The sequence below is a fragment of the Enterobacter cloacae complex sp. IR5403 genome (assembly GCF_049238705.1).
Classification (GTDB): domain Bacteria; phylum Pseudomonadota; class Gammaproteobacteria; order Enterobacterales; family Enterobacteriaceae; genus Enterobacter; species Enterobacter hormaechei_C.
In genome coordinates this window covers 97,163-104,252 of sequence record NZ_JBMKHP010000014.1, presented here as the reverse complement: position 1 = coordinate 104,252, position 7,090 = coordinate 97,163, and the positions used below count along the sequence as shown (strand labels likewise).

The 7,090-nt window shown below is 55.4% G+C and carries 5 protein-coding genes; 4 read left to right on the top strand and 1 reads right to left on the bottom strand.

The window, feature by feature from the left end; translation table 11 throughout:
- The first annotated feature begins 258 nt into the window (after positions 1-258).
- The 4 genes from metA (at position 259) to aceK (ending at position 6,199) form a co-directional block, all read left to right on the top strand.
- Entirely contained in the window at positions 259-1,188 is a 930-nt protein-coding gene (gene metA / locus ACOTW6_RS17605) for a homoserine O-acetyltransferase MetA (RefSeq protein ID WP_062933778.1), read from the top strand.
- A 270-nt stretch (positions 1,189-1,458) separates the two neighbouring features.
- The gene (gene aceB, locus ACOTW6_RS17600) at positions 1,459-3,060 is read left to right on the top strand and encodes a malate synthase A (RefSeq protein ID WP_017694727.1); all 1,602 of its coding nucleotides are present in this window, start codon (positions 1,459-1,461) and stop codon (positions 3,058-3,060) included.
- A 31-nt stretch (positions 3,061-3,091) separates the two neighbouring features.
- On the top strand, positions 3,092-4,396 hold the full coding sequence (gene aceA / locus ACOTW6_RS17595) for an isocitrate lyase (protein WP_017382606.1): 1,305 nt from the start codon (positions 3,092-3,094) through the stop codon (positions 4,394-4,396).
- Between the two features lie 51 nt (positions 4,397-4,447).
- Positions 4,448-6,199, top strand: coding sequence for a bifunctional isocitrate dehydrogenase kinase/phosphatase (aceK, locus tag ACOTW6_RS17590; RefSeq protein ID WP_062933776.1), 1,752 nt, complete (start codon positions 4,448-4,450; stop codon positions 6,197-6,199).
- A 23-nt stretch (positions 6,200-6,222) separates the two neighbouring features.
- Here aceK and iclR read toward each other — a convergent pair whose 3' ends face one another.
- The gene (gene iclR / locus ACOTW6_RS17585; RefSeq protein ID WP_074135745.1) at positions 6,223-7,050 is read right to left on the bottom strand and encodes a glyoxylate bypass operon transcriptional repressor IclR; all 828 of its coding nucleotides are present in this window, start codon (positions 7,048-7,050) and stop codon (positions 6,223-6,225) included.
- Between the last annotated feature and the right edge of the window lie 40 nt (positions 7,051-7,090).

Below are 7,090 nucleotides of genomic sequence, written 5' to 3'. Positions count from 1 at the left end.
GTGTGGGGTCTCCCCATGTGAGAGTAGGGAACTGCCAGGCATCAATTAAGAAGAACCCCGTACCGTAAGGTGCGGGGTTTTTTGCTTTGGGCGTTCTGAAAAGTCGGGTGGCGGCCCAGCCATACCCGACCTACCTGCTTTCCCTCCTTGAAACTTTCTCACCTTTCGCTTGCAGACTCGACATTAACCCCGTTTCTGGGTATCGTTAGCTGTCTGGATGTCTAAACGTTTATACGTATGCTGTGAGGATTTAAGGTTATGCCGATTCGGGTGCAGGACGAGCTACCAGCCGTCAATTTCTTGCGTGAAGAGAATGTCTTCGTAATGACAACTTCGCGTGCTTCTGGTCAGGAAATTCGCCCGCTGAAGGTGCTGATCCTTAATCTGATGCCAAAGAAGATCGAAACGGAGAACCAGTTCCTGCGTTTGCTCTCCAACTCTCCGCTTCAGGTTGATATCCAGCTGCTGCGGATTGACGCGCGTGAGTCACGCAACACGCCTGCTGAGCATCTGAATAACTTCTACTGTAATTTTGAAGATATTCGCGATGAGAATTTCGATGGGCTGATCGTCACCGGCGCACCGCTGGGTCTGGTGGAATTCAATGACGTTGCCTACTGGCCACAGATCAGGCAGGTGCTGGAGTGGGCAAAAGATCACGTCACGTCCACCTTGTTTGTCTGTTGGGCGGTACAGGCCGCACTGAATATCCTCTATGGCATTCCCAAGCAAACCCGCAGCGACAAACTTTCTGGCGTATACGAACACCACATTCTTCACCCGCATGCGCTGCTGACGCGTGGTTTCGATGACACTTTCCTGGCCCCGCATTCTCGCTACGCCGATTTTCCGTCACAGCTGATCCGCGATTACACCGACCTGGAAATCCTGGCCGAAACGGAAGACGGCGATGCCTACCTGTTCGCCAGTAAAGACAAACGCATCGCGTTCGTTACTGGCCATCCTGAGTACGATCCGCATACCCTCGCCTCAGAGTATTTTCGTGACGTTGAAGCGGGTCTGAATCCGGATGTCCCGTACAACTATTTCCCGAAAAACGATCCGCAAAACACGCCTCGGGCAACCTGGCGTAGTCACGGAAATTTGCTGTTTACCAACTGGCTCAACTATTACGTCTACCAGATTACGCCGTACGATCTGCGCCACATGAATCCGACGCTGGAGTAATCGTCTGCATTAAACGATCCTAAAGCGTTTCAGCTATTCAGATCAGGCACCTTCGGGTGCCTTTTTTATTTCCGAAATCCCGTTCAACATACCAGAAAACTTTAACTCTATATTAATCATCATGTTGCGTTGTAATTAAAATTAAAATGGAAATTGTTTTTGATTTTGGAAAAATTATAGATAGTCTTAATTCTGCTGAGCGAAAACTACACAACGATCTTTCGCTCGCATCGGGGGCGTGATTTTAGATCTTTGATGAGGAGCAGAACGATGACTCAACAGGCAACAACGGTCGATGAACTGACCTTTACCCAGCCGAATGGTGAGCAAGAACAGCAAGTTTTGACGGCGGAAGCGGTAGAGTTTCTGACTGAACTGGTGACGCGCTTTACGCCACAGCGTAATAAACTGCTGGCGGCGCGCATTCATCAACAGCAGGAGATCGATAACGGCAAGTTGCCAGGGTTTATTTCGGAAACCGCTTCCATTCGTCATGGTGAATGGAAAATCCGCGGAATCCCTGAAGATTTACAGGATCGTCGCGTAGAGATCACCGGTCCGGTAGAGCGCAAAATGGTGATCAACGCCATGAATGCCAACGTCAAAGTGTTTATGGCGGACTTCGAAGATTCCCTCGCGCCGGACTGGCAGAAAGTTATCGACGGGCAGATCAACCTGCGCGACGCCGTCAACGGCACCATCAGCTATACCAACGAAGCCGGTAAAATTTACCAGCTTAAACCGAATCCGGCGGTGTTGATCTGCCGTGTACGCGGTCTGCATTTGCCAGAAAAACACGTCACCTGGCGCGGAGAAGCGATTCCGGGCAGCCTGTTCGACTTTGCGCTGTACTTCTTCCACAACTATAAAAACCTGCTGGCGAAAGGCAGCGGCCCCTATTTCTATCTGCCTAAAACCCAGTCCTGGCAGGAAGCTGCGTGGTGGAGTGAAGTCTTTAGCTACGCAGAAGACCGCTTCAGCCTGCCGCGCGGCACCATTAAGGCCACGCTGCTGATTGAAACCCTGCCTGCCGTATTCCAGATGCATGAGATCCTCCATGCGCTGCGTGACCATATTGTGGGCCTGAACTGCGGACGCTGGGATTACATCTTCAGCTATATCAAGACGCTGAAAAACCATGCCGACCGGGTATTGCCGGATCGTCAGGTTGTCACCATGGATAAACCGTTCCTCAGCGCCTACTCGCGCCTGCTGATTAAGACCTGCCACAAACGCGGCGCCTTTGCGATGGGCGGTATGGCGGCGTTTATCCCGAGCAAAGACGCAGAGCGTAACAATCAGGTGCTCAACAAGGTGAAAGCCGATAAAGAGCTGGAAGCCCGTAATGGCCACGACGGGACGTGGATTGCCCACCCTGGTCTGGCTGATACGGCGATGGAAGTCTTTAACCGCGTACTCGGCGACAACAAAAACCAGCTGTTTGTTACCCGTGAAGACGATGCGCCAATCGCAGAAGAACAGTTGCTGGCGCCGTGTGCGGGCGAACGCACGGAAGAGGGGATGCGCGCCAACATTCGCGTCGCCGTGCAGTACATCGAGGCATGGATCTCAGGCAATGGCTGCGTTCCGATCTACGGCCTGATGGAAGATGCCGCCACGGCGGAAATTTCACGTACCTCCATCTGGCAGTGGATCCATCATCAAAAAACGCTCAGCAACGGCAAACCGGTAACCAAAGCCCTGTTCCGTCAGATGCTGGCCGAAGAGATGCGGGTCATCCAGGACGAACTGGGCGAACACCGCTTCAGCAGCGGGCGTTTTGACGATGCCGCACGCCTGATGGAGCAAATCACCACCTCTGATGACTTAATCGACTTCCTGACCCTGCCGGGCTACCGCTTCCTGGCGTAATTCACCACATAACAATATGGAGCATCTGCACATGAAAACCCGTACCCAACAGATCGAAGAGTTACAAAAAGAGTGGACCCAACCGCGCTGGGAAGGCATTCGCCGTCCGTACAGCGCAGAGGAAGTGGTGAAGTTACGCGGCTCGGTTAACCCGGAATGTACACTGGCGCAGAACGGCGCGGCGAAAATGTGGGATCTGCTGCATGGGGGGTCTAAAAAAGGCTATATCAACAGCCTCGGCGCGCTGACCGGCGGTCAGGCATTGCAGCAGGCGAAGGCCGGCATTGAGGCTATCTATCTTTCCGGCTGGCAGGTCGCGGCGGATGCTAACCTGGCCGCCAGCATGTATCCGGATCAATCTCTTTATCCGGCGAACTCGGTGCCGTCGGTGGTGGATCGGATCAACAATACCTTCCGCCGTGCGGATCAGATCCAGTGGGCTGCGGGTATCGAACCCCACGATCCGCGTTTTATCGACTATTTTCTGCCGATCGTCGCCGATGCGGAAGCCGGTTTCGGCGGCGTGCTGAACGCCTTTGAGCTGATGAAATCGATGATTGAGGCCGGTGCAGCGGCCGTACACTTTGAAGATCAGCTGGCGTCGGTGAAGAAGTGCGGGCATATGGGCGGGAAAGTGCTGGTGCCAACCCAGGAAGCGATCCAGAAGCTGGTTGCTGCGCGTCTGGCTGCTGACGTGCTCGGCGTGCCGACGCTGGTGATTGCCCGTACCGATGCGGACGCGGCGGACCTGATCACCTCTGACTGCGACCCGTATGACAGCGAATTCATTACCGGCGAACGTACCAGCGAAGGGTTCTATCGCACGCATGCCGGTATTGAACAGGCGATCAGCCGCGGCCTGGCGTATGCCCCTTACGCTGACCTGGTCTGGTGTGAAACCTCCACGCCGGATCTGGCGCTGGCGAAGCGCTTTGCCGATGCGATTCATGCGAAGTATCCGGGCAAGCTGCTGGCCTATAACTGTTCGCCGTCCTTCAACTGGCAAAAGAATCTGGACGATACGACCATCGCCAGCTTCCAGCAGCAATTGTCAGATATGGGCTACAAGTACCAGTTCATCACCCTGGCGGGTATCCACAGCATGTGGTTCAACATGTTCGACCTGGCGCACGCCTACGCGCAGGGCGAAGGCATGAAGCACTATGTTGAGAAGGTACAGCAGCCAGAATTTGCGGCGGGCAAAGAGGGATATACCTTCGTTTCGCACCAGCAGGAAGTGGGAACCGGCTACTTCGATAATGTGACCACGATTATTCAGGGCGGGGCCTCCTCCGTCACGGCATTAACGGGCTCGACGGAAGAAGCACAGTTCTAATCTTTTCCCCCTCTCCCCCCTCGGGGAGAGGGTTGGGGTGAGGGGGAATATATGTCGCGTGGTCTGGAATTACTGATTGCCCAAACTATTTTGCAGGGCTTCGATGCCCAGTATGGCCGTTTTCTGGAAGTCACCTCCGGCGCGCAACAGCGTTTTGAGCACGCCGACTGGCATGCGGTTCAGCAGGCCATGAAGCAGCGTATCCATCTTTATGATCACCACGTAGGTCTGGTGGTGGAACAGCTGCGCTGTATTACCGACGGTAAAAGCCCGGATGCGGAATTTTTACTGCGCGTGAAAGAGCACTACACCCATCTGTTACCCGACTACCCGCGCTTCGAGATTGCGGAGAGCTTTTTCAACTCCGTCTATTGTCGGTTATTTGACCACCGCTCATTATCTCCTGAGCGGTTATTTATCTTCAGCTCTCAGCCGGAGCGCCGCTTTCGTACCATTCCGCGTCCGCTGGCGAAAGATTTCTTTCCCGATCGCGGCTGGGAAAAGCTCCTGCACCGCGTCTTAACGGATTTGCCGCTGCGTCTGCCGTGGGAGAATAAACCCCGGGATATCGGCTATATCTACGCGTATCTCAGTGAAACCTTCGGCGAGGCGGTGCTCAGCCGCAGCCATTTGCAGGTTGCCAACGAGCTTTTCTACCGGAATAAGGCCGCCTGGCTGGTGGGCAAACTGGTTACGCCGACAGCCATCGTGCCGTTTCTGCTGCCCATTCACCGTACCGACGACGGCGAACTGTTTGTCGATACCTGCCTGACTACCAGCGCTGAGGCCAGTATCGTATTTGGCTTCGCCCGTTCCTATTTCATGGTCTATGCCCCACTGCCTGCCGCCCTGGTGGAGTGGCTGCGCGAGATCCTGCCGGGCAAAACCACCGCCGAGCTGTATATGGCGATTGGCTGTCAGAAGCATGCCAAAACGGAAAGCTATCGGGAATATCTGCGTTATGTCACCACGGCTGATGAGCAGTTTATCGAAGCGCCAGGCATTCGCGGCATGGTGATGCTGGTTTTCACACTGCCGGGCTTCGACCGCGTGTTTAAGGTGATTAAGGATAAATTCGCCCCGCAGAAGGAGATGAGCGCCGCGCACGTTCGTGCCTGCTATCAGCTGGTTAAAGAGCACGATCGCGTCGGGCGCATGGCGGATACCCAGGAATTTGAAAACTTTGTGCTGGATAAGCAGCAGATCGATCCGGCGCTGATGTCACTGCTAATGCAGGAAGCGCCGACGAAAATTACCGATCTTGGCGATAAGATTGCGATTAGCCATCTCTATATCGAGCGCCGGATGGTGCCGCTAAATATCTGGCTGGAGCAGTCCGAAGGCCAGGCTTTACGAGACGCCATTGAAGAGTACGGCAATGCGATTCGCCAGCTTGCCGCCGCCAATATTTTCCCCGGCGACATGCTGTTTAAAAACTTCGGCGTCACCCGTCACGGGCGGGTGGTGTTCTACGATTACGATGAAATTTGCTACATGACCGAGGTGAACTTCCGCGATATCCCGCCGCCGCGCTACCCGGAAGATGAACTGTCCAGCGAGCCGTGGTACAGCGTATCGCCGGGCGATGTGTTTCCGGAGGAGTTTCGCCACTGGCTGTGTGCCGACCCACGCATCGGGCCGCTATTCGAAGAGATGCATGCCGATCTGTTCCGCGCCAGCTACTGGCGCGGGCTGCAAACGCGGATCAAAAATGGGCATGTGGAAGATGTCTACGCTTACCGCCGTAAGCAGCGGTTTTGCATCCGCTTTTCTCCCTCTCCCTGTGGGAGAGGGCCGGGGTGAGGGCATCAGGCGGCAATGCACGTTTAGCGAATCCCACCGTACGCCAGCGTCACCTCTTTCGCCGCCTTAATCACCATCGCGCCCAGCTCGGTGACGCGGTCGTCGGTTATACGTGAAATCGGCCCGGAGATGGAGATAGCGGCAAACGGCTCGCGATGCTCGTCGAATATACAGGACGCGAGGCAGCGCAGACCGAGCGCATGTTCTTCGTCATCGAACGAATAGCCGCGCTTGCGGGTTAAAGCCAGATCTTCTTTCAGATGCACCGGCGACACCAGCGTGGCGTGGGTGTAGGCGTGCAGACCTTTACGGTGCAGCAGCCCCGTTACCTGCTCTTCGCTCAGCTGCGAGAGAAACGCTTTCCCTGCGCCAGAGGCATGCATCGGCAGCTTGCCGCCAATCGGCGCGGACATGCGCATCAGCTGCGTGCACTGCACCTGGTCGATGATAATCGCCTGGTGATCGCTCTGATCCAGTACGGCCAGGTTTACCGTCTCGCCGGACTCCTCCATCAGCTTGCGCAGAATCGGGTGGACAATCGCCAGCAGGTTACGGCTTTGCAGGAAGCTGCTGCCGACAATAAACGCATGCGCGCCCACCGCCCAGTGTCCCAGCTCGCCCACCTGACGCACGAAGCCCAGTTGCTGCATGGTGGTCAGCAGACGGTGCGTGGTGGAGTTCGGCAGGCCAGCCTGTTGCGCCAGCTCCGTCAGGGCCACGCTACCATGCGATTCGGCTATCCATTCCAGCAGCTTCAGGCCGCGCGTCAGGGATTGAACCTGTCCGCCAGGTTGTGCAGCGGTGGTTGCAGCAGGTTTTCTGCCGCGTTTAGCGGGAACGGTCGTAACCATGACGAACTCCTTTTTCTGTATCGTGGAAATCATTTTCGTT

Coding starts and splice junctions, on each gene's coding strand:
- metA (WP_062933778.1), top strand. CDS start 259: ATGCCGATTCGGGTGCAGGACGAGCTACCAGCCGTCAATTTCTTGCGT.
- aceB (WP_017694727.1), top strand. CDS start 1,459: ATGACTCAACAGGCAACAACGGTCGATGAACTGACCTTTACCCAGCCG.
- aceA (WP_017382606.1), top strand. CDS start 3,092: ATGAAAACCCGTACCCAACAGATCGAAGAGTTACAAAAAGAGTGGACC.
- aceK (WP_062933776.1), top strand. CDS start 4,448: ATGTCGCGTGGTCTGGAATTACTGATTGCCCAAACTATTTTGCAGGGC.
- iclR (WP_074135745.1), bottom strand. CDS start 7,050: ATGGTTACGACCGTTCCCGCTAAACGCGGCAGAAAACCTGCTGCAACC.